This is a genomic window from Acinetobacter sp. 226 (genome assembly GCF_048147925.1).
GTDB lineage: Bacteria > Pseudomonadota > Gammaproteobacteria > Pseudomonadales > Moraxellaceae > Acinetobacter > Acinetobacter pecorum.
This window is the reverse complement of record NZ_JAYWYX010000006.1, coordinates 38,634-58,513: the sequence shown is the minus strand read 5'-3', so window position 1 is coordinate 58,513 and position 19,880 is coordinate 38,634. Positions and strand designations below refer to the sequence as shown.

Annotated in this window: 14 protein-coding genes; 7 read left to right on the top strand and 7 right to left on the bottom strand. The window is 46.8% G+C overall.

Annotated features, from left to right (window positions below; genetic code table 11):
* The first annotated feature begins 106 nt into the window (after positions 1-106).
* Positions 107-1,048, top strand: coding sequence for a porin Omp33-36 (gene omp33-36, locus VXP95_RS03875; RefSeq protein WP_064102622.1), 942 nt, complete (start codon positions 107-109; stop codon positions 1,046-1,048).
* Between the two features lie 67 nt (positions 1,049-1,115).
* Here the strand turns inward: omp33-36 and VXP95_RS03870 are convergent, their stop codons facing one another.
* The 4 genes from VXP95_RS03870 to VXP95_RS03855 all read right to left on the bottom strand — a co-directional run bounded on the left by VXP95_RS03870 (position 1,116) and on the right by VXP95_RS03855 (position 6,242).
* Positions 1,116-3,080, bottom strand: coding sequence for a BCCT family transporter (locus VXP95_RS03870; protein ID WP_064095033.1), 1,965 nt, complete (start codon positions 3,078-3,080; stop codon positions 1,116-1,118).
* A 171-nt stretch (positions 3,081-3,251) separates the two neighbouring features.
* On the bottom strand, positions 3,252-3,968 hold the full coding sequence (locus tag VXP95_RS03865; protein ID WP_416711465.1) for an ion channel: 717 nt from the start codon (positions 3,966-3,968) through the stop codon (positions 3,252-3,254).
* 233 nt (positions 3,969-4,201) lie between these two features.
* Positions 4,202-5,908: a cation acetate symporter gene (locus tag VXP95_RS03860; protein ID WP_416681415.1), complete on the bottom strand. Its 1,707-nt coding sequence runs from the start codon at positions 5,906-5,908 to the stop codon at positions 4,202-4,204.
* Between the two features lies 1 nt (position 5,909).
* A complete protein-coding gene (locus tag VXP95_RS03855) occupies positions 5,910-6,242 on the bottom strand; it encodes a DUF485 domain-containing protein (protein WP_004281374.1) in 333 nt (110 codons plus the stop codon).
* Between the two features lie 183 nt (positions 6,243-6,425).
* Between VXP95_RS03855 and VXP95_RS03850 the strand changes: the two genes are divergently transcribed.
* Positions 6,426-9,917, top strand: a complete 3,492-nt coding sequence (locus VXP95_RS03850) for a PAS-domain containing protein (protein ID WP_416681418.1) — start codon at positions 6,426-6,428, stop codon at positions 9,915-9,917.
* A gap of 416 nt (positions 9,918-10,333) precedes the next feature.
* Positions 10,334-11,095: a hypothetical protein gene (locus VXP95_RS03845; RefSeq protein ID WP_416681421.1), complete on the top strand. Its 762-nt coding sequence runs from the start codon at positions 10,334-10,336 to the stop codon at positions 11,093-11,095.
* A 79-nt stretch (positions 11,096-11,174) separates the two neighbouring features.
* On the opposite strand, the gene VXP95_RS03840 is transcribed toward VXP95_RS03845, so the two are convergent.
* On the bottom strand, positions 11,175-11,825 hold the full coding sequence (locus VXP95_RS03840) for a response regulator (RefSeq protein ID WP_064095039.1): 651 nt from the start codon (positions 11,823-11,825) through the stop codon (positions 11,175-11,177).
* Between the two features lie 378 nt (positions 11,826-12,203).
* On the opposite strand from VXP95_RS03840, the gene msuE reads away from it, so the two are divergent.
* The 3 genes from msuE (at position 12,204) to phrB (ending at position 15,631) form a co-directional block, all read left to right on the top strand.
* A complete protein-coding gene (gene msuE / locus VXP95_RS03835) occupies positions 12,204-12,938 on the top strand; it encodes an FMN reductase (RefSeq protein WP_064102621.1) in 735 nt (244 codons plus the stop codon).
* Positions 12,939-12,962: 24 nt separating this feature from the next.
* A complete protein-coding gene (gene sfnG / locus VXP95_RS03830; RefSeq protein WP_416711463.1) occupies positions 12,963-14,075 on the top strand; it encodes a dimethylsulfone monooxygenase SfnG in 1,113 nt (370 codons plus the stop codon).
* Between the two features lie 146 nt (positions 14,076-14,221).
* Complete coding sequence (phrB, locus tag VXP95_RS03825) at positions 14,222-15,631, top strand: deoxyribodipyrimidine photo-lyase (protein ID WP_416711462.1); 1,410 nt, start codon at positions 14,222-14,224, stop codon at positions 15,629-15,631.
* A gap of 61 nt (positions 15,632-15,692) precedes the next feature.
* Here the strand turns inward: phrB and VXP95_RS03820 are convergent, their stop codons facing one another.
* Together VXP95_RS03820 and acs are read right to left on the bottom strand one after the other, a co-directional pair.
* On the bottom strand, positions 15,693-16,874 hold the full coding sequence (locus VXP95_RS03820) for an acyl-CoA dehydrogenase family protein (protein WP_416711460.1): 1,182 nt from the start codon (positions 16,872-16,874) through the stop codon (positions 15,693-15,695).
* A 128-nt stretch (positions 16,875-17,002) separates the two neighbouring features.
* Positions 17,003-18,949: an acetate--CoA ligase gene (acs, locus tag VXP95_RS03815; RefSeq protein ID WP_416681430.1), complete on the bottom strand. Its 1,947-nt coding sequence runs from the start codon at positions 18,947-18,949 to the stop codon at positions 17,003-17,005.
* Positions 18,950-19,214: 265 nt separating this feature from the next.
* On the opposite strand from acs, the gene VXP95_RS03810 reads away from it, so the two are divergent.
* Positions 19,215-19,793: a DUF805 domain-containing protein gene (locus VXP95_RS03810; RefSeq protein ID WP_144724161.1), complete on the top strand. Its 579-nt coding sequence runs from the start codon at positions 19,215-19,217 to the stop codon at positions 19,791-19,793.
* Positions 19,794-19,880 lie beyond the last annotated feature (87 nt).

Here is a 19,880-nt window from a genome sequence, read left to right as displayed (position 1 = left end):
ATATGCGTCCTTTTTTGTTAGCAATTTACTACTGATTAAAGGTTGACCTTTTGACTTTTATTCATGAAAATTCAAATGTTTTTTCATTAACTTAATTGGAATGCGTATGAAAAAGGTTTATTTAGCATCAGCATTATTACTTGCTGTGACAGGTGCCCAAGCCTACCAAGCTGAAGTACAAGGTACTGTAGGCTATTACGATGCCGAACTTAACGATGGTAACTATAACGTTGGGGTACAAGGGACTTATTATTTTAAAGATGTCGACGCTTCTAAAGGGCCATTAGCTGAAGCTGCTTTCCTGAATCAAGCAAGCAGCATTTCTGCTGGCTACAATTTTGGCCAGCTGACTGCCGATATTAACCGCACAGTTAATGTGAATGGTAATCCAGTTACGATAAATGAAGAGTTTGATGCAGAACAACACACTTATGGCATTAAGGGTGAAGCCTATATTCCTACAAGTGTTGTGCCAGTATATGCAAGCGCATCTTATAACCACTCTAAAACTGACGCTAAAAATGATTTCACTGCTTTAATTCAAAATGATGATTCTGGCGATCGTTATGCACTAGAGCTGGGTGCCATGGTTTTACCAAACTTCCTGATGGCGGTAGGTTATACCAATATTGCTGCTACAGAATCCTTAGATACTTTCAACATTTTAAATAATGGTCTGATGAGTGCAACTATGGAATCGCGCGCGATCCGTGAAAAGAAAGATGCAGTCACCGCACGAACTAAATATGTAGGTCCAATCGATGGTACTGACATGGCTATCGGTTTTGAAGCTGGTTTAGTTTCTGGCGAAGATACGATGTATCAACTGAAAACAGATCTTTATGTAACGCCTAAACTGGGTCTAGGTGTTTCTTATACAGATGGCAGCTACAAGAGCTCTACCGTGCCGACCTCTGCAGTTGGCGTGAATGCAAGTTACTTTGTGACTCCAGCAGTATCACTTGGCGCAAGCTACGTTTATGCTGATGGTGAATACGGTGCGAATGATGCACACCTAGGTGCGCTTAATGCGAAATTCCGTTTCTAATTTCTGATTAGATACTGAAGTAAAAAAGGACGCAATATGCGTCCTTTTTATTGTTTTATGAAGCTGTTTACTCAGGTGTGCGCACCAGACTTAAAAAATGCAGATGACGTTCATACTGATCAATGATGTCCTGAAGCAGATCTTCTTGTGTCCATTCCATCACATCATAGCCCTGCCCGCCTTCTCTTAAAAAGACTTCTGCCTGATAAGACTGGGGAGAGTCAGCATCCGGCATAAAACTTGGTACTACAGTCTGCGTAGCAATGACCTGATAGATAAAGTTCATTTCATCCTGATGATCGACCCGCAACTCAAGACCGTCCTCCAGTTGAGCAATTTTTACCTGTATCTGCCGCCGTTTCAGTTCAGCCTGAAAACTGCTAAATGCTTTGCTGACCGTGGTCTCAATATAATCACGTACTTCACCCTGGCTATGCGCATAATGCATGATTAGACCTAAGCGCTGTTGCCAGCTACGCGGATTCTGGATGGCACGCGGGGTGATCCGTGCTGCTTGCAGTGCATGCATTTTGGTGACATCCAGATGCAAAGCTTTGATTAAACCCCAGCACATCAGCAGCATAATGAAGGTAAATGGCAAGGCACTCATGATCGTGGCCGATTGCAGTGCCTCTAAGCCGCCTGCCAGTAAAAGGATGATCGCCAGTAAAGCCATGAGTACGGTCCAGAACAGACGCTGCCAGGTCGGTGAATTTTCACTTTTTGCTGTCAGATAATCAGTCACCAATGCTCCTGAATCGGCAGAAGTCACAAAGAATAGCATCACCAGCACCGTCGCAATGATACTGGTCACTGAACTGAAAGGCAGATGACTGAGAAACTCAAACAGGGCAACTGAAGAATCACGCTGAACTGCTTCTAGCAAGCTGGTATTGGCTTCATGCATAATGCTGTACAGTGCGGCATTGCCCATAAAACCCATCCAGATCAGGGTAAATCCAGTGGGAATCAGCAGTACGCCAACGATAAACTCACGAATACTTCGTCCTTCTGAAACCCGGGCGATAAACATGCCGACAAATGGCGACCAAGAAATCCACCAGGCCCAGTACATGATGGTCCAGCCCCCAATCCAGCCACTTGGCTGATAGGCATACAGGTTAAAAGTCATACTGAACAGATTTGAAACATACTGTCCGGCATTCTGAATAGTGGTCTGCAACAGGTAAATACTTGGACCTGCCACAAAGACAAAGATCAGCAACAGTAGTGCAAGCACTAAATTTAGTTCAGATAAGCGTTTAATTCCTTTATCTAATCCAAAAAACACAGAAGTCGCTGCCATGGCACTCACCACAATGATCAGGATCACCTGAGTGCTAGGTGCCTGTTCAATACCAAACAGGTAATTCAAACCTGAATTGATCTGAGTAACCCCGAAACCCAGTGTTGTGGCGACACCAAATACCGTACCAATGGTGGCAAACGTATCGACCCCATCTCCAAGCGGACCATAGATTTTTTGACCAATCAGCGGATATAGGGCCGAACGGATTTTTAAGGGTAATTGATGCCGGTAAGCGAAATAAGCCAGCGACAGGCCAACAAGCGTATAAATTGCCCAGGCATGCAGACCCCAGTGGAAAAAAGTAACCCGCATAGATTGCTGTGCAGCCAGCACCGTTTCAGGCGTTCCGGCCGGCGGCGTGACATAGTGCATCACCGGTTCAGCTACGCCAAAGAACATCAGGCCAATCCCCATCCCTGCGGTGAATAACATCGCAAACCAGGAGGTATTTTTATATTTAGGCTGACTATGGTCAGGTCCCAGCTTGATTTTACCCATGTCTGACAGGGCAATATAAATGAGCAGGATCAGAAATATCGCCACAGACAAGACATAGAACCAGCTAAAGGACGTAGTAATCCACTGGTTCAGTTGCTGGGTGAGAAGTGAAAAAGCATCAGGCGCAAATATGACCAGCGCTAGAAATATCGCAATAATACTTACAGTACTGATAAAAACATTTGGATTGATATTGGCAAACCAGGATGGTTTCGCAGAAGGCATACATCCTCCATTTTTAAAATTGGATCGACAAACAGCGTCAAATAATTATTAAGAAAGTTAAAATACGGGAACAGATTCAGTCTATGAGAGCAAGATCTGCTGTTATTTTAGGAGGTTAGAAAAAATAAAGCCGTTAAGTTCCTGTAACAAATAAAATAAAAAATATAAGGTTTAGTGTTCAGATGGGTGCTCTCTGTCTTTGACGTTATTTTTATGCGGCAGGCGCGAGATATATTGCAAGGCAATTAAGCGTGACACAATCAGCGCCAGATACATCACCCCGACAAACATCTGGACAATGGCCAGCATCCGGGCGACCGGACTGACCGGCATCATATCGGACAGTCCTGTTGCAGACTGTACACTGAAACTGAGAAAAAGCAGGTCCGGCCAAGGCTGATAGGCGTGCAGGTCAGGATCCGAAAAACTGTAGGGCACCAGAAGCTGGCAAATACTGTAAAGGAAGGCAAAGCCCCAGGCCAGCAAGGTAAATACTGCACCAGCAGCAAAGAGTTCATCTTTGGTCAGATAGCGATCATGAAACATATAACGCAGCAGGCCATAGGCTGCACTGAAATAAGCCCCGGCTTCAAACAGGTTGGCGGTAACATGGATCCAGGTATAACGCAGCCCCAGTACAATCAGGGAGGAAAATAAAATCGCGCCGGCGACAAAGCTGAGTCCAAGAATAGTAAACATCGGGGTCTGGCGAATGACCCGAGCAATCACCAGTAATACCAGCACACCAAGCACCCAGGTTCCCGCCCGGTAAGACACACTTTCATAACTTAAAACGGACAAGATCAGGATCAGCAATTGCAGACATAACAGCCATGCAGAAGGCAGCTGTGTAAAGCTGTTCCAGAACTGCTGTAAAGTTTGCTTCATAATGACCTTCTAGTTGCTATTGTCATGCAGGGAACGCATTGTTGTTATAAGCAGCGTTAACATAGCATGTTCAAACCAGCTTGCAGATATGCGATTTGTATGAAAATTACTGAAATAGCACACTATAGAAATCTGGCTCATCCATTCCAATACGGGACTTCTTTTAACAAGAAATATAATCATGCCCCCATAAAAAAAGCCCCTCACGGGACTTTTTTTGTGTAACGCCAATCTTAGTGATCCGATGCGCCGGAGATACCAAGACCGGTTTGTGAACGTACAAACTGGGCATCAAAGGCTTTGCGTTCTGCCTGAGCCTGTGCCGAGCTATCCGTCACAGAGAACAACCAGCAGCAGAAGAATGACAATGGCATCGCGAAGATTGCTGGGCCATTGAACGGATTCACTGGTGTATCGGAAATACCCAAAGTATCTACCCATACTGCTTTAGACAGTACAATCAAGGTTACAGCAGTCACCAGACCTGCCACACCGCCAATCACGGCACCACGTGTCGTCAAACCTTTCCAGAACATGGACAATACCAGTACCGGGAAGTTGGCACATGCTGCAACCGAGAACGCCAGACCTACCATGAAGGCTACGTTCTGTTTCTCGAACAGAATCCCGAGAATCATCGCGAAGATCGCAAGACCTAAAGTCGCAATCTTAGACATACGTAGTTCAGAGGCAGGCGTAGTCTGGCCTTTCTTCAGGACGTTGGCATACAAGTCATGCGAAATAGCCGAGGCACCTGACAGAGTCAAGCCTGCAACCACTGCAAGAATCGTGGCAAATGCAACTGCAGAAATAAAGCCCATGAACAGGTCACCACCGACTGCATCAGACAGGTGAACCGCCGCCATGTTATTACCACCGACCAGCTCCAGCTTGCCAGTCACTGCCATTTTCGCAACATCAAGGAATTGCGGGTTATTCGATACATACAGGATCGCACCGAAACCAATGATGAAGGTCAGCAGGTAGAAGTAACCAATAAAGCCTGTTGCTACCACTACTGATTTACGTGCTTCTTTCGCATCTTTTACCGTGAAGAAACGCATCAGGATATGTGGAAGACCTGCCGTACCAAACATCAATGCCAGACCCAAAGAGATCGCATCAATCGGGTTAGACGCCAGACTACCTGGCCCCATGATCTTGGTCGCATCTGCCAGGCTCAAGTCATGCACTTTTGCATAGACATCAATGGCCTGTTCAAACATGTTGGTAAAGCTGAAGCCTACACCTTTCATGACCATAAATGCCATAAAGGTTGCACCAGACAATAACATCACCGCCTTGATAATCTGTACCCAAGTGGTCGCCAACATGCCGCCGAACATTACGTAGGCCATCATTAACAAGCCCACAATGACCACTGCAATATTATAGTTAAGACCGAACAGCAGTTTGATCAGCTGACCTGCACCCACCATCTGTGCAATCAGGTAGAACGCGACCACAACCAGCGAGCTTAAAGCAGCCAAGGTACGTACCGGTTTTTCCTGTAGACGGAAAGACACTACGTCTGACAGGTTGTATTTACCCAGGTTACGCAGACGTTCTGCCACCAGGAACAATACGATCGGCCAGCCCACCATGAAACCCAGTGAATAAAGCAAGCCATCAAAACCGGACAGGAACACCATCGCGGAAATACCCAGGAAAGATGCGGCTGACATATAGTCACCGGCAATCGCCAGGCCATTCTGAAAACCGGAAATACCGCCACCGGCAGTATAGAAGTCTTTGGTATTGGTGGTTTGTTTCGCTGCCCATTTAGTAATAAACAGCGTAGCACCTACGAAAATCACAAACATGATAATCGCGTGCCAGTTGGTCGCCTGCTGTTCTGCTGCACCCAGATCAGGACCAGCCAATGCAACGCCTGAAGCCACTATCGTGGTCGCCAGGGCAATAAGAGAATTCCATTTCATCTTAGTGGTGTCCTTTTTCATGCGCAATCGCTTCGACTTCACGGATTGCTTCTTCAGTCAATTGATCAAGTTTGTTATTGGCAATGTAGGAATACACACCACACAAGATAAACGACAGGACAATGATACCCAGACCAAGTGGAATACCCCACGTGGTCACACCACCTGAAATTGAAGACAATAGAAATTCTTTGTTGTAACCAACCAGCAACATGAAACCCACATAGACAAATAGCATAATGCCGGTCAACGTCCAGCTGAGCATACTTTTCTTGCGGACCATTTCCTTGAATTTTGGATTTTGTAGAATACGATCTACTTGTACCTCATCCATAATTACTACTCCTGTAGCCCAACCTTGGGCTGCCTATTTTTTAATTCGAATTATCACTGTTGCAAGTTAACAATAATCGTAGGTGCTTGTAATTTAGACTTTGGTCGTTAAAAAATGATCAATTTAAACTGTAGCGTTCACGATGCGTTATCATAGCGGCATGCTCAGTACACATCAGGCTATATGAACAGTTGGCTCATCATAGGGGTACTCGCCCTCTATATCGCATTACTCTTTATCTGCGCTTTCTACGGGGAAAAACATGCCAGCCGGCTGAGTACCCGTGGGCGCATGCTATTGTTTAGTTTAACTTTAGGAGTGTACTGCTCCTCCTGGACCTTTTACGGCGCCACGGGTGCTGCGGTACGTGAAGGCATTATTTTCCTGCCGATCTATCTGGGTCCGCTGCTCTTTGTTGCTGTCGGCTATGACATCTGGCGCCGTCTGGGACGGGTTCGGCAGCATCATGCTATTTCTTCAATCGCAGACTTTGTCGCTGCCCGCTATGGTAAAAGTGGCCCCCTCGCCTCGCTGGTGACCATTCTGGCGGTGGTGGCGATTGTGCCTTATCTGGCCTTACAGTTACGTGCGATTGCCCTGAGTGCCGCCGTCATTCTGGAGCCTTCCGCAGGTGTAACCGGCACGACCAATGGCGTACTGTTTCTGACCGGGGTTCTGGCAATACTGGCGATGATGTTTGGTACCCGTCAGATTGCCAATACTGAACAGCATGGCGGTCTGATGCTGGCTGTAGCATTTGAGTCGTTTGTAAAGCTCTTTGCCTTACTGGCTGTGGCCTGTTTCTTCATGTTTGAAGCACCAGGAAATATGGCACAGATCAGTCATGATATCAGCACCACTTTTCGTGAGGTGCAACTGTTTGGCGTACCACAAAGCTTCTGGATTCAGACCCTTCTGGCGGCACTGGCAATTATCTGCCTGCCACGCCAATTCCATGTGGCGGTGGTGGAACTGCGCGATGAAAAACATATCCGCGGTGCACGGCGCTGGTTCGCAGTTTATTTGATTTTAACTACCCTGGCGATTATTCCAATTGCCAGCTGGGCATTGCATGCAGCACCCCAATATCTGGCCATTCCGGATGTAGCCGTACTGTCTTTACCACTCAGCTATAATCAGGACTGGCTCACTTTACTCGCCTTCTTGGGCGGTTTTTCTGCCTCTACCGGCATGCTACTGGTGTCTTCCGTAGCCCTGTCGATCATGCTCAGCAATGACCTGATTATGCCGGCATTATGGCGCTTAAAACTGATTTCACGGCATGACAAGCGCTTACCATTGGTACTGAAATTTACCCGCCGGGTCTGCATTCTGGGTGTAATGTTGATGGGCTTTCTGTTCTTCAACTTCTTCAATGATATTGATCAGCTCTCGGTTTTTGGCCTGCTGGCGTTTAGTGCGGTGGCACAATTCGCTCCTGCCCTGATTGGCGGCCTGTACTGGCGCGGTGGCAGTAAACAGGGCGTATATGCCGGACTGTTAACTGGTTTTGCCCTGTGGGCCTATACTTTGCTGTTTCCAACCATTTTGCGCAGCCTGCCTGAAGCCTATAAAGGCTTCAGCCAAAGCCTGCTCACTCATGGTCCTTTTGGCTGGAACTGGTTACGACCAGAAGCCCTGATCGGTTTTGAATCTTTTGACCCACTGACGCATGGGGTGGTCTGGGCGCTGGGTTTAAACACCCTGCTGTATATCTGGATTTCCCGTATCTTCCGTCCAAGTGTGGCCGAGCAGATTCAGGCGGAAAGTTTCTTCTATTATGAAACCAAGCCCTTACCCTCACAGAGTCCTTCTACCGAAGTCAGCTATTCCCATCAGGATGTCGCACGTTTAAAAGTCGGTGACCTGATTACCCTGGCCAAACGAATTACTGGTGAAGGCCCAACCACACGTGCTTTCCAGCAGTTCTGTACCCAAAACAGCGTTGAGCTGAATGAAAACAGCAGTGCCAATGGTATGTGGTGGCGTTTTACTGAACAGTATCTGGCCGGAACCATCGGGGCAGCTTCAGCACGTACCCTGCTTACTACCGCCATGGTCAACAATGGTCTGGCCTTGGGTCAGGTCGCCAATATTCTCGATCAGGCCTCACAATGGCAACGCTTTAACCAGAACCTGATCATGACCATGATTGATCACATGACCCAAGGGGTCAGCGTGGTCGATGAAAACATGTGTCTGGTGGCCTGGAACAATCAGTATCTGAAACTGTTTGATTATCCCACTGATATTGTCTATGTCGGTTGTCCGATCGCCGACTTGATTCGTTATAACGCTGAACGTGGTGAATGTGGTCCGGGTTCGGTGGAAGAACATGTCCGTAAGCGGATTCACTGGATGCAGGTCGGTAGTGCCCATGAATTTGAACGGATTCGTAAAGATGGCCGGGTGATTCAGATGCGCGGTAATCCGATTGAAGGGGGCGGTTTCGTTACTACTTTTGCCGATATTACCGCTTTCCGTGAAAATGAAGCCGTACTTGAAGCGCGGGTTCAGGACCGTACCCAGCAGCTCGCCGATGCCCTGTCCGAGCAGCAACTGGCACGGGAACAGGCAGATAAGGCCAATATGTCAAAAAGCCGCTTCATTGCCGCCGCCAGTCATGACCTGTTGCAGCCGATGCATGCTGCGCGACTGTTCAGTACCGCACTTGAACAAAGTGTACAGAATGACGAAGACCGCAAGACCTTGCAGCAACTGGATCGTGCCTTGCATGGTGCCGAAAGCATGCTGTCGGCCCTACTGGACATTGCCCGACTGGAAGGCGGCACCATTCAGCCTAAACGTCAGGCTTATCCGCTGCATGACCTGCTGCGCGATCTGGAACTCCAGTTCAAATCGATTGCTGCACAGCGTGGCATCCAGTTCAGTGTGCATGATGTGCAGTTCTGGATTGATACCGATCCGCAATGGATTCGCCGCATTATCCAGAACTTTGTCAGTAATGCCCTGCGTTATACCGCAAAAGGTAAAGTCGTGGTCGGCGTGTTACGTTCGGGTAGCAAGCCAGATCATATCCGCATTGGCGTCTGGGATACCGGACCGGGGATTGCTGAAGAACAGCGCATCAAGCTGTTTCAGGAATTCGAACGTTGCGGCCATACCTCGCCTTGGGGTGAACAGGGGCTTGGTTTAGGCTTGGCGATCGTACAGCGTATGACCAGCATGCTGGACTATCCGGTATATGTCTTCTCCGAGTTGGGTAAAGGCTCCTGCTTTATGATTGAAGTACCTGTGGTTGAAGCACCGAAAGTTGTGGCAGCACCAATCCAGACTGTTCCTTTAAAGAGCAAAGCTTTTAGGATTCTGTGTCTGGACAATGATGAAACCATCCTCGAAGGCATGTCCACCTTATTAAGTAAATGGGGCTATCAGGTCTTCAAGGCTACTGAACCGGAACAGGCACAGCAGCTGATTGAACAGGAAAATATTCAGGTCTGGTTGATAGATCAACATCTTAACCAAGACAAAATTGGTCTGGATTTTATTCTGGAACATCGGCGTAGCGATATTCCGGTCGCCCTGATTACGGCCGATTCCGATCCGGAACTGCCACAGCGTCTCAAAGAGCTGAACATTGTTCTGCTGAAAAAGCCGCTAAAACCGGCCTCGTTACGTTCTTGGCTATCCGGACTGAAAATTTCTGACACCTGAGCAGATTTTGACCGCGATCAATGCCCATTTCAGCTCCTGAAATGGGCATTTTTTATACTCATCTGCTACATAGAATTACTTTAATTGCATAAAATTTATTCCAATGTGCTAAAAGCAGTAAAAACTCCGAAAATATCGCTCAATAAATTGACCAAAATGATCATTTTTCAATTCACTATGGCAAAAACTGACGAATGTATTAATGGTCATGTGTACACTTAGTTACAATTATTTATGCTGATGTTTTTTATAAAAATTAAAGATCGATTTTTTATTCCTATAACTTTAGTCGTATGTTTTATCCCCTGCACTTGGCTTTAAAAATAGAGGAAAAGAAACGATCAGTTTCCATCTCATATACATGCCTTGATTCCTTTGGCAGCTGATCTATTTTTCTGTATATCGGAGTTCTTCACATGAACATAGATCAAAACCATGACTTGAATCAGACTCAGCAGTTTCACCGTCAATATGGTGCCAATGCCTTATTGCCAAACATTGACTGGACACAAATTTTTAAATACAGCAAGCTGAATGATGCCCAGTATCAGGCACTGGAAACGCTGTATCAGAGTGCAGTCCCGCTGGCACTGCAAGTCTTTGATGAATTACATTTTGATGTCTTTGAACCTTATGCCTACAAGCCACAAGGTCTGGGTTTATTTGAAAAGATTGCTGAACAGGAAGATAAATTAATTCAGTCTCTTGAAGTTGAAGCCAGGGATCTCCCGGCAGCAACCCGACATCAGATCTGGAGCATGCTACTGCGTGGTGGTGCAGTACTGGTATTTAAAGCGTGGCTGGGCAAGGTCAAAAATGAAGAAGATTGCCTGGATACCAGCCAGTTCGACGAGCTGTCCGATCTGTTATTTATCAAAACTTGCCCACATGAGCTGGCGCAGCGTTTACATGTTGACCCGACTGCACCGGACGATCACATCTTCCTGATGTATGACAATGAAGTTTATCTGGACCGTTTCAACAGTCTGGAAACCGCGGCACTGTTTGTAGATCTGGGAGTATATGACGCGACCTTCCTGAGTCTGCGTGATGATCGCGTGGCAGAATATCTAAAATCCAAAGGTTATGTCACCGAAGAGCAGATTGATGAACTGCAATGTGCCTTAAACCCACTGTTTTGTGATGATTTTACCCGCAAACAGGATTATATCGCCTAATATCTTTATATCTTTTCACTTAATTTTTTCCATAAAAAAGACCTCCAATGAGGTCTTCTTCAATTCGAATAGCAGAAGCCTACATTTTGCGGTCTTCAATATTCAGCGCATTAATGGCCAATACTGCTTGCGTCCGGTTCTGTACACCCAGCTTACGGAAAATTGCCGTGACATGGGCTTTAATGGTGGCTTCGGATACATCCAGTTCATAAGCAATCTGCTTGTTCAATAAACCTTCAGCTACCATCATCAACACCCGGAACTGTTGCGGTGTCAAAGACTGGATCCGTTCGGCCAAAGCCGTTTCATCGGCAGCACGCGGATCAAAGTTCATATTGGCCGACAGATTGGGTGGTAACCAGATTTCACCTTCCAGTACTTCGCGAATCGCTTCACCAATATGGCTTGGGTGGGCAGATTTAGGAATATAGCCCATCGCACCATGCGCAATAGCGCGCTGGATGATGCTGACTTCTTCATGCGCAGACACGACGATAATCGGTAAAGACGGATACTGTGCGCGAACATGCACCAAGGCAGAAAACCCGGATGCGCCCGGCAGGTTTAAATCCAAGAGTACAAGATCAGGCTCAGGGCCATTTTCTAGACGTTCATAAAATTCATTGACTGCCGCAGTTTCATGAATCTGGGCTTGGGGCAGACTATAACGTACAGCCTGAATCAGGGCATGACGAAATAGTGGATGATCATCAACGATTAAAATATTCATAGGCAACGTGAGAAAGATCTTGGCACGGTAGGCCCTATTCTAACCACACAACCCGGTTTAAGGATATGCAAGACACTATTATTTTTAAAATAATATGCAGTTTTTCTTTTTAAACTGCCCATTTTTGCAGTATTTCAATAATTATTTAATTCTCATCACTTTTTTATATATATCTTATTCCTCACTGAAAAAGCTTATATTTATTCAATATAAGTATAAATATCATAGGTTTATTAAATATTTTTTACTTATAAATCAGGCTTTTTTTGTATATCAAAAAATCAGATAACTTTTCTGCTTTTCGTTATTTTACAGTCCTGCGCTGAATCAGGATTAATAAGGACATTCCGAGATTAACCCTATTTTCAGGTTCTAAATATGTCTAATTTTAATGCGCAAAAACCCTTAAATATTGTGGCCGTATCTGGCGGTTTAAATCATCCTTCAAAAACCGAAGCCCTGGTTCAGGCGATTCTGGATAAACTGGGGGAAGCCACACCGATCAATGTACATTTTATTAAATTTAGTGAAATTGGTTCACTGCTAGGCGGCGCGATTTACCGCAATCAACTGCCACAACGCATTCAGGATGATCTGGCAGCCGTAGAAGCCGCAGATGCGCTGATTGTCGGCACCCCGGTTTACCGCGCTTCATTTACCGGCCTGTTCAAGCATTTCTTTGACTTTGTCGAGCAAACGGCACTGGTCGATGTGCCAGTATTGTTAGCAGCTTCTGGCGGCAGTGACCGTCATGCCTTGGTGCTTGAACATCAACTGCGTCCTTTATTCAGCTTCTTTCAGGCGCAGACTTTGCCGATTGGTGTTTATGCCACCGACCGCGATTTCACCCCTGAATATACCATTCACAGTGAATTGCTACGTGACCGGATTACCCTGGCTGTGGCGCGGGCATTACCTATTCTGGAATGGGCACCTGCCAAAGGACAGCGTGCTGAAGTGATTAAAGAAAAAACCATTCAGGCCAGTCAAAATCTGGGCATTAACAAGCAGATTGAACAGGAAGAAGTATTACCATCTGCAGTGGTACCTAGCCTGGATGCAGCAGAATCGCGTTTACACAGCAAGAAAGCACCAAAGGCTCAAGTGGCTTAAATATGCACGCAGAGGGTAATCAGCATGTCGAATGATAAAAATATCGTATTTGCCTATTGGGTGCCGAATGTCAGTGGTGGGCTGGTGGTCAGTAACATCGAGCAGCGCACCGACTGGAGCTATGACTATAACGTGCGTCTGGCACAAACAGCTGAACAGGCAGGCTTTGATTATGCTCTGACCCAGATCCGTTTTACTGCCGGCTATAACGCAGAAAACCAGCATGAATCGGTGAGCTTCAGTCATGGCATTCTGGCCAAAACTGAACGCCTGAAAGTCATTGCCGCGATTCTACCGGGTCCGTGGAAGCCAGCACTGGCCGCCAAACAACTGGCGACGATTGACCATCTGAGCAATGGCCGGATCGCGATCAATGTGGTCAGTGGCTGGTTCCGCGGTGAGTTTGATGCGATTGGTGAAGAATGGCCGGAACATGACGAGCGTTATGCCCGTTCGGAAGAGTTTATCCGTAGCCTGAAAGGAGTCTGGACCCAGAACAACTTTAATTTTGAAGGTAAATATTATCAATTCAAAGACTATACCTTGAGTCCTAAACCATTACAGAAGCCTCATATAGAAATCTTTCAGGGCGGCAGTTCCCGGGCAGCACGTGATATGGCATCCCGTGTATCTGACTGGTACTTCACCAATGGCAATACCCCGGAAGAGCTGAAAAAACAGATCGATGATATTCGTAAAAAAGCCAAGGCAAATCATCACTCGGTGAAAATTGGTGTAAATGCCTTTGTGATTGCACGAGATAGCGAAGAAGAAGCGCAGGCTGTATTGCAGGAAATTATTAGCAAGGCCAATGTGCAGGCGGTGAAATCTTTTAGTGAAGCGACCCGTGAAGCTGGCGCAGCAAGTCAGGAAGGCGAAGGCAACTGGGCCCAATCCACCTTTGAAGATCTGGTGCAATACAATGACGGGTTCCGCACCAATCTGATCGGGACACCGCAGCAGATTGCTGAACGGATTATTGAACTGAAAAAAGTGGGCGTTGATTTGATTCTGTCAGGCTTCTTGCATTTTATTGAAGAAGTCGAATATTTTGGCCAGAAGGTATTGCCTTTGGTTCGTGAGCTTGAAGCACAACAGGCAATGCCTGTGCAGCAAGAAGAAGCTGAGCCCGTATAATTATTCCAATAAATCTCAGCAGACTCCCTCCCTCCCTCAAGGCTCGGCTTGGGGGATTTTTTATGTGATAAAATTGTTGTCTGGCTAGGTTTAAAACCATCAATTCCTTAAAATTCTGCACTAACGACTTTCCAAGAATTTTAACAATGCAACTGATCTGGTTTCGTCAAGACCTCCGCATTCATGATCATGCCGCGCTCTGGCATGCCACCCAGCAAGGTACCTGTATAGCAGTAGTGGTGCTCTCTCCCGAACAATGGAAGCTGCATCAGGATGCCCGGATTAAAATCGATTTTTATCTGCGCCGCCTCGACGTCTTAAAGCAGCAGTTAACGCAGCTGAATATTCCATTAATCATTTTAAATATTCCCTTATGGCAAGACCTGCCTGCCGAAATGCGAAGCCTGTGCCAAAAACTGCAGATTGATACGCTACATGCCAATATTGAAGTGGGCGTGAATGAAATGCAACGTGATGCACAGGTACAGCAGATGCTGGAACAGCAGCAGATCCGGGTCGAGCTGTATCATGATCGCAGCCTGTTTCCACTGACCAGTATCCGCAATCAGTCCAATCAGCCCTATCAGGTCTATAGCGCGTTCAAGAAAAAGTGCTATGAACGACTGATTCAGAATATACCGGGCTGCTATCCTGCCATTCAGCCTCAAGATCCGTTTGAATTACCCGCTCAGCTGACCAGCTTTGATCTGCAAAAATTTGCGGCTGATTATGAGGTCGATCATGCTGCCCAGCTCTGGCCTGCAAAAGATCAAGCTGCCTTTGAGCTGCTCGATGATTTTATCGGGGAGAAAATGGCTCACTATAAAACTGAGCGAGATCTACCTGCAGTCGATGGTACCAGCCGCCTGTCACCATATCTGAATATCGGTATTCTCTCGATCCGTCAATGTATGCAGACCCTGTTTAAGGACGGATATTTCCAGATTGATAATATCGGTCAGCAGACTTGGCTAGATGAACTGCTCTGGCGCGAATTTTATCTGCATACCCTGTTTGATTTTCCCCGTGTATCCAGACATCGGCCTTTTAAGGAAAATACCGATAAAATCCAGTGGCGCAATGCACCAGATGATTTGGCTGCCTGGCAACAAGGACAAACCGGGATTCCGATTGTCGATGCTGGCATGCGGCAAATGCGAGCCACTGGCTGGATGCATAACCGGGTGCGCATGATTACTGCGATGTTCCTGTGTAAAAACCTGCTGATAGACTGGCGTCTGGGAGAAAGATGGTTCATGCAGCAGCTGATTGATGGTGATCTGGCAGCGAACAATGGCGGCTGGCAATGGTGTGCTTCGACCGGCATGGATGCCGTGCCCTATTTCCGGATTTTTAATCCGGTCAGCCAGTCACAGAAGTTTGATCCGAATGGGGATTATATTCGCCGCTGGGTGCCGGAACTGGGGCATCTGGATGCTAAATTTATTCATGAACCTTATGCCAAAAATCCGGATCTTGCACTGGATTATCCAAAACCGATTGTGGATTTAAAAGCCTCTCGTGTAAGAGCGATTGAAGCGTTTAAGCAAATTTAAAACCAAACTTTTTCATCCCGAATAAAACAGCCTCCGATAAAGAGGCTGTTTTATTTTCAGATCAGGAATAAAAGCTTGGATCAGGCACTTTCCCGGTCAGCACCCATTCCCCCACTTCCTGATACTTATAATCGATCGGATCATGCAAGGTCTGGGTGCGGACATTGCGCCAGTAACGGTCCAGATTGAGCTTGGCCGTGGTAGCCCGCGCACCCATCACCTGGAAAATATTCTGGGTAATATAGAGAGAGGTATTGGTTGCGGCAATTTTGGCTGTGGCAATGGCAACCGAGACTTCACCGCGCTGTTCGGCACTTAAATCATTCCCAAGCTCCCAAGCTGCCTGTAAAGCCTGAACTGCTTTATCTGCCAGTAAGCGTACACCTTCTAGTTGTACATAGAACTCGGCAAAATGCTTCTGGATAAAAGGATCATTCACCGCATCTTCTGCCAGTGATTTGGACCAGGCTTTTTGAGTTTGTACACCCTGTCTGGCAGTTTCAAATGCCCCTTCTGCCACGCCCAAAAATAGATGCACGAAAATCAGTTGAGCAATCAAAGGCCGTAGGCTGGAATACGGCGTACTCAGTGGACCTGGATTTAACAGCAGTTCATTTTCATGAATTTTGACCTGCTCAAAGTGACTGGTACCACTGTCGGTCTGGCGTTGGCCCATATTGTTCCAGTCGCCCAGAAAACTTACTCCTTTGCGTTGGGTAGGAATCACACCAATCAGCAATTTTCCGGCATCGTTATAGCCTGAACACAGCAACATATCTGAATCGATCGAACCTGAGCAGAAGCTTTTATCTCCATGAAAAATATATTCGTTTTCTGAAACTTTTGTGGCTGTGGTGCGACGGTCCAGCGGATTTAGAGTATTACCCCAGAACAGATTATTTTGGGCCGTCTGTTCAAACCACGGGCCATATTGTTCCGCTTGGGAAAATAATTGCACGGTCGCAATCAGCAAATGGTGAAAGCCATAGACATGCGCCAGTGAACTGTCCACTTGGGCCATAATTTGAATGGTTTTAAAAATGGTCTGCCAATCTGCCTCCTGACCGCCATACTGTTTTGGAATGGACAGGCCAAGCAAGCCACTCTGGCGAATCAGGTCACGCTCGGCTTTGGGATTCCCCCCCTGTTTGTCCCGCTCTGCGGCAGTCAAAGCAAAATTTTCAGCAAGTTTCTGGGCAATATCGACAGGAGACTGATTTAAATATGGGGATTGTGCATTCATTATTTTAACTCATGTTCAGCATGGAAACAGCTTAGCAGATCAGGGTACTGACCTATATCCGAAAGCATGCAGAGCTTATGACTGATATAAAAATACCGGCAGAATGCCGGTATTGGAACCGCTTGAATTTAAACTTTATTACGCTGTACTTCTGCGATCAGATGCTCCACCACCTGCGGTTCAGCGAGGGTTGAAGTATCTCCCAGACTGTCCAGCTCATCGGCTGCGATTTTTCGCAGGATCCGGCGCATGATTTTGCCGGAGCGGGTTTTTGGCAAGGCCGGTGCCCAGTGCAAGGCATCTGGTGTGGCCACTGGACCGAGAGTCTTACGCACCCAGCTCACCAACTCACCGCGTAGTTCATCTGAACTTACTACAGCGGCCTGCAAAGTGACAAAGGCACAGATTCCCTGTCCTTTAATATCATGTGGCATACCAATAACAGCAGCCTCGGCCACCGATTCATGCGCCACCAGCGCACTTTCAATTTCTGCCGTACCTAGACGATGTCCGGACACATTCAGGACATCATCGACACGGCCGGTAATCCAGTAATAACCATCTTTATCACGACGTGCCCCATCCCCGGTAAAATAGGTGCCTGGATAGGTCGAGAAATAGGCTTCGATAAAACGCTCGGGATCACCCCAGATGGTCCGCATCTGACCCGGCCAGGAATCCTTAATGACCAGATTACCCTCAGCTTCTCCCTCCAGTTCCTTGCCGTCAGCATCGACAATGGCCGGCTGTACGCCGAAGAAAGGCCGTGTCGCCGAACCCGGTTTTAAGGCAGTCGCACCCGGCAATGGCGTAATCATGAAACCGCCGGTTTCGGTCTGCCACCAGGTATCAATGACTGGACAGCGACCTTCACCGACCACGCTGTAGTACCAGTTCCAGGCTTCCGGATTAATCGGCTCACCCACTGATCCTAAAATTCTCAGGCTGCTACGGTCACTTTCCCGTACAAAAGCATCCCCCTCGCGCATCATGGCACGGATCGCTGTCGGCGCGGTATAGAGAATGGTCACGTTATGCTTGTCGACAATATGCCCGGTACGTGCCCAGCTCGGATATTGCGGAACCCCTTCAAACATCACAGTGGTGGTACCATTTGAAAGCGGACCATACAGCACATAGGAATGCCCGGTAATCCAGCCGACATCTGCAGTACACCAGAACACATCATCCTGCTTGATATCGAACGCTTCACGGAAGGTACAGTTCACATAAGTCAGATAGCCGCCAGTGGTATGCAATACTCCCTTGGGCTTGCCGGTAGAACCTGAGGTATACAGGATAAACAGCGGATCTTCGGCATTCATCGGTTCGGGTGGACAGATGTCATTCACTGACATAATTTCCATGTGATACCACAGATCACGTCCTTCCTGCATTTCGATCGGGTTACCGGTGCGATGTACCACGATGACATTCTGAATGGACTCTGTACCTGCAAGTTTCAGTGCTTCATCGACATTGGCTTTCAGTGGAATGGCCTTACCGCCACGCATGCCAGAATCAGCGGTAATCACCATTTTGGCCTGACAGTCTTCAATCCGGCTGGCTAAGGAGTCTGGCGAAAAACCGCCAAATACTACACAATGAACCGCACCGATCCGGGCACAGGCCAGCATGGCAATCGCGGCTTCAGAAACCATCGGCATATACAGCATGACCCGGTCACCTTTCTGGATGCCATTTTTCTTCAGCACATTGGCGAAACGGCAGGTTTCATCATGCAGCTCGGCAAAGGAAATAATCTTGTGCCTTGAAGGATGGTCACCTTCCCAGATAATCGCCGGTTTATAGGGATGTTCTTTCAGATGCCGGTCCAGACAGTTGGCACTGACATTCAGCTGGCCATCGGCAAACCATTCGATTTTAAAATCATCTTTGTTAAAACTGGTATTTTTGACTTGGGTAAAGGGTTTAATCCAGTCCAGACGTTGCGCCTGCTCTGCCCAAAATTGATCTGGCTGTTCTATAGAATACTGATAACGCTCAAAATACTGCTCTTCGAGCGTACGTGCTGTTTTTTTAAATTCTTCAGGTACTGGATAGATCTCTTGCATAATTCACTTCCTTGATTTTGTTCTATCTCATCACGAGAGGTTAATGCGGCGTGGTTGATTGTTTTTTATGCATAATGGCAGTATGGCCTGCTTATTTCAAATCCGGCAATCATGCTTTCGTCGTAGATTATTTATACAAATTCAATCAAAATAAACCACAACTTACAGTACAGAATTTTCTACACAACTGTGTATGATCTGTAGTAATTCCCTTTAAAATAAAATTGCCCTCTCATTGGGTCTGGTTTAGCAGGACACTCTCTTTATGACATCGCCTGAATCTCCCTACTTTAGTCCGCCTGATCTGCCTCTAGCAGATCATCCCCTGTCGATGAAAGGGCGTTTCGGGCGCTTGAGCTTTATTGCCTGGTCGGCGTTTCTACATTTCATTTTTTTATGTTGCACCCTCGCACTGGGCCTTAGTATTGATATTGTAAATATTGCCACACCTTCCATGGACCCGAACTGGCTGATTTCATTACAAGGCTTGGGCAGCATTGGTGTACTGCTCATCGTTCTGGCCTACCTGTATTTTGCTTTAGTCGTTACTGTTCGCCGTTTCCATGATTTAAACAGGAGCGGCTGGTGGGTGCTGTTATTATTACTCCCCTTAGTTAACATTTTTGTATGGCTTTATATAATCTTTGGTTCGGGTGATCGTGGCATAAATCACTATGGTCCGGCACGGATCACCTTGTTCTGGGAAAAGGTCCTGGCTTGGCTGATGATTATCCTGACTCTGCTTAGCCTGTTGGGTTCACTGGCTTTATTCGGCTATATGAGTGGTGGAGAACAGCCGCAGACTCCGACGGAAATGATGCAGAAAACCACAAAATATTTTTAATATTGACTTTAGCCTTGGAAGAAATACCTGGCCATGCTGGCAAACCCTGGTTAATTTTTTGCTGAACATCAGGCAAAATAGGCAAAA

What these genes read in the sequence shown, in the direction of transcription:
- omp33-36 (WP_064102622.1), top strand. Translation starts at nt 107, where the DNA reads ATGAAAAAGGTTTATTTAGCATCAGCATTATTACTTGCTGTGACAGGT.
- VXP95_RS03870 (WP_064095033.1), bottom strand. Translation starts at nt 3,080, where the DNA reads ATGCCTTCTGCGAAACCATCCTGGTTTGCCAATATCAATCCAAATGTT.
- VXP95_RS03865 (WP_416711465.1), bottom strand. Translation starts at nt 3,968, where the DNA reads ATGAAGCAAACTTTACAGCAGTTCTGGAACAGCTTTACACAGCTGCCT.
- VXP95_RS03860 (WP_416681415.1), bottom strand. Translation starts at nt 5,908, where the DNA reads ATGAAATGGAATTCTCTTATTGCCCTGGCGACCACGATAGTGGCTTCA.
- VXP95_RS03855 (WP_004281374.1), bottom strand. Translation starts at nt 6,242, where the DNA reads ATGGATGAGGTACAAGTAGATCGTATTCTACAAAATCCAAAATTCAAG.
- VXP95_RS03850 (WP_416681418.1), top strand. Translation starts at nt 6,426, where the DNA reads ATGAACAGTTGGCTCATCATAGGGGTACTCGCCCTCTATATCGCATTA.
- VXP95_RS03845 (WP_416681421.1), top strand. Translation starts at nt 10,334, where the DNA reads ATGAACATAGATCAAAACCATGACTTGAATCAGACTCAGCAGTTTCAC.
- VXP95_RS03840 (WP_064095039.1), bottom strand. Translation starts at nt 11,825, where the DNA reads ATGAATATTTTAATCGTTGATGATCATCCACTATTTCGTCATGCCCTG.
- msuE (WP_064102621.1), top strand. Translation starts at nt 12,204, where the DNA reads ATGTCTAATTTTAATGCGCAAAAACCCTTAAATATTGTGGCCGTATCT.
- sfnG (WP_416711463.1), top strand. Translation starts at nt 12,963, where the DNA reads ATGTCGAATGATAAAAATATCGTATTTGCCTATTGGGTGCCGAATGTC.
- phrB (WP_416711462.1), top strand. Translation starts at nt 14,222, where the DNA reads ATGCAACTGATCTGGTTTCGTCAAGACCTCCGCATTCATGATCATGCC.
- VXP95_RS03820 (WP_416711460.1), bottom strand. Translation starts at nt 16,874, where the DNA reads ATGAATGCACAATCCCCATATTTAAATCAGTCTCCTGTCGATATTGCC.
- acs (WP_416681430.1), bottom strand. Translation starts at nt 18,949, where the DNA reads ATGCAAGAGATCTATCCAGTACCTGAAGAATTTAAAAAAACAGCACGT.
- VXP95_RS03810 (WP_144724161.1), top strand. Translation starts at nt 19,215, where the DNA reads ATGACATCGCCTGAATCTCCCTACTTTAGTCCGCCTGATCTGCCTCTA.